Origin of the sequence: Wenjunlia vitaminophila DSM 41686 (assembly GCF_000380165.1) — a bacterium.
Taxonomy (GTDB): Bacteria; Actinomycetota; Actinomycetes; order Streptomycetales; family Streptomycetaceae; genus Wenjunlia; species Wenjunlia vitaminophila.
This window is the reverse complement of record NZ_KB904639.1, coordinates 1-2,006: the sequence shown is the minus strand read 5'-3', so window position 1 is coordinate 2,006 and position 2,006 is coordinate 1. Positions and strand designations below refer to the sequence as shown.

The window sequence follows — 2,006 nt, the reverse complement described above, 5'->3', positions numbered from 1 at the left end:
TGGTAGGGGTGGGTGTCGGGCAGGTCGATGTAGGCGCTGAGTTCCACGCGGACACCGGCGTAGGTGCCCTGCATCGTCAGCGACTGGTAGTCGTCATAGCGGTAGTAGGTCGCCGGGGCGTCCACCGCGATGCTCAGCGCCTGGCGCCACCGCTCGAAGTCCCCAAAGCCGCCCCCGAAGCCACCCGAGGTGTCCGTGGTGCGGTGGAGATGCACGGCCAGTCCCCACGCGGGCGGGCTCGACTCGCTGATGATCGGTTGCAGGCTGATGTAGGCGGTGGGCAGGTCCGGGGCGGTGGCGTGCAGCGCGGCCAGGGCGGTGATCGCCGGGCCGTGAACGGCCAGGGTCGGGGTGTCGAGCGCGGTCACGATGCCTCCATGGCGTCGGCGTCCGGGCGGGTCTCAGGCATGGGCAGGGTGTCGTCCGGGGCAGGAACGACGTGCAGACGCTCTGGCGCGGTGGCGGCGCGTTCGGCCTTGAGGGCGTCGCGGAGAGTCCGGGCGTTGTCCGCCGAGGTCCGCACGGCCTTGCGGATGGCCTCGGCGGTCAGGGCATCGGTCGGCCAGTCGACGGTGGCCTGCCGCGCCTCGTCGAGCAACTGCGTCGGGGTACGGGTCGGACGGCGGGTGCGGGCCGCGGGCGGTACCGGCCCCGTCGCCGGACGCACCTTCCCGGCCGGAGTCGACTCGACCGACGCCGACTCAGCCGGGGCCGGAGTCGGTGCCGGGTCGGTCGAGTCGACGTCGACGGGCGGCGGGGAGTCGACGCCCACCAGGGACGGTTCAGGGCCCGGGGCGCCCGACTCCCCGCCGAGGGCGGTTGGGTTGCTCGGGGTCGACCTTCCCTCGTCAGCTATCGACTGGTTCACCCTGGTCCGCGGTGATTCATCGGTCGTGGTGGTGGCAGTCGGTCGGTGGTGCAGCACCTTGGCGACCAAGTCCGAACCGAAGTAGATGGACCCAACCGGCAACGAGGTGGCAAGCAGCACCAGCGCCCAGTTCGCCGGGGCCCAGTCGGCGAGTCGACCCCAGTCGACCGACCTGTCATGCAGAGCCGGAACGAGTCCGTGAACGTAGTTCAGGACGAGTGAGGCAACGGTGTAGGCGGCCAGCACCCGCAGGGCGAACCGCTTGTCCGCCGGGTCGGTCAGGACCAGGGTGGCAACCAAGGCCAGAGCCATCAGACCATCGACGACGAACGGGTAGAGGGTGGCCGCCGTCGGGTCGGCGCCCACGGTCCGGGCGATGTCCCGCAACGCGTTCCACGACACCCGGAACGCCATCCCGACCACGCCCACCAGGGCAAGCACGAGCAAGGCCTTGGGTGTGCGAGTCACCAGACCACCCCCGCAGCCGCGACCAGGACGGCGAGAGCGAGCAGGACCACCGCCAGCCGGATCAGGTCCACCGCGCGCTGAAGCGCGCAGTACTTGCGCACGGCGATACCCGACAGCACCCGGACCACGTCCGCGCGCCGGTCATCGCGCATCGCGGCGGTGATCTGCTCGGTCGTCAACCGCGCCCAGTACGGGAACGACGCCCGGTCATCGCCACCGAGGTGGGGGCGGACGGCGGTGAGCAGGACCATGGCGGCCCCGGCCAGCACCCCGCACGCGACCCCGGCCACGACCAGCGCCGGCAGGACCACATCGATCGTGGCGGCAGCCGCCAGGACACCAGCGAGCACCGTCCCGGTAAAGGCAAGCAACAGGCCGGCCTTGGTGTCCGTACGAGCAATCTCCGCCTTCAGGTCCCCCTTCGCGTCGGCGAGGTTGGCGTGCGTCCAGTCCGCCCCAGTAGTGGATCGGCCCGTCATGCCGCACCCCCCGGCACAGCGAGTCGGGCGAACGCGGCGTCCGCCGTGTCCAGCAGGTGCGCCTGCTCCCACCAGGCACCGGCGTCCGGCTGACCGTGGTGGTCGTGCGCGGTGCGGGCCGCACAGTCGTGCAGCTCGCCAACCCGGGTCGGGTCGGTGGTCGTCAGGGGGTTAGCCACGGCGGCCACCCC

4 protein-coding genes are annotated in these 2,006 nt (G+C 71.7%); all 4 read right to left on the bottom strand.

The window, feature by feature from the left end; all coding sequences use genetic code 11:
• On the bottom strand, window positions 1–368 hold a 368-nt coding region (locus A3IG_RS28480), incomplete at its 3' end, for a hypothetical protein (protein ID WP_040910768.1).
• On the bottom strand, window positions 365–1,336 hold the full coding sequence (locus tag A3IG_RS0103395; protein WP_018382142.1) for a DUF2637 domain-containing protein: 972 nt from the start codon (window positions 1,334–1,336) through the stop codon (window positions 365–367). The genes A3IG_RS28480 and A3IG_RS0103395, both read right to left, overlap by 4 nt.
• The gene (locus A3IG_RS0103390) at window positions 1,333–1,815 is read right to left on the bottom strand and encodes a Pycsar system effector family protein (RefSeq protein ID WP_018382141.1); all 483 of its coding nucleotides are present in this window, start codon (window positions 1,813–1,815) and stop codon (window positions 1,333–1,335) included. Before A3IG_RS0103390 ends, A3IG_RS0103395 begins: the two co-directional genes overlap by 4 nt.
• On the bottom strand, window positions 1,812–2,006 hold a 195-nt coding region (locus A3IG_RS28475), incomplete at its 5' end, for a hypothetical protein (protein WP_040910767.1). The genes A3IG_RS28475 and A3IG_RS0103390, both read right to left, overlap by 4 nt.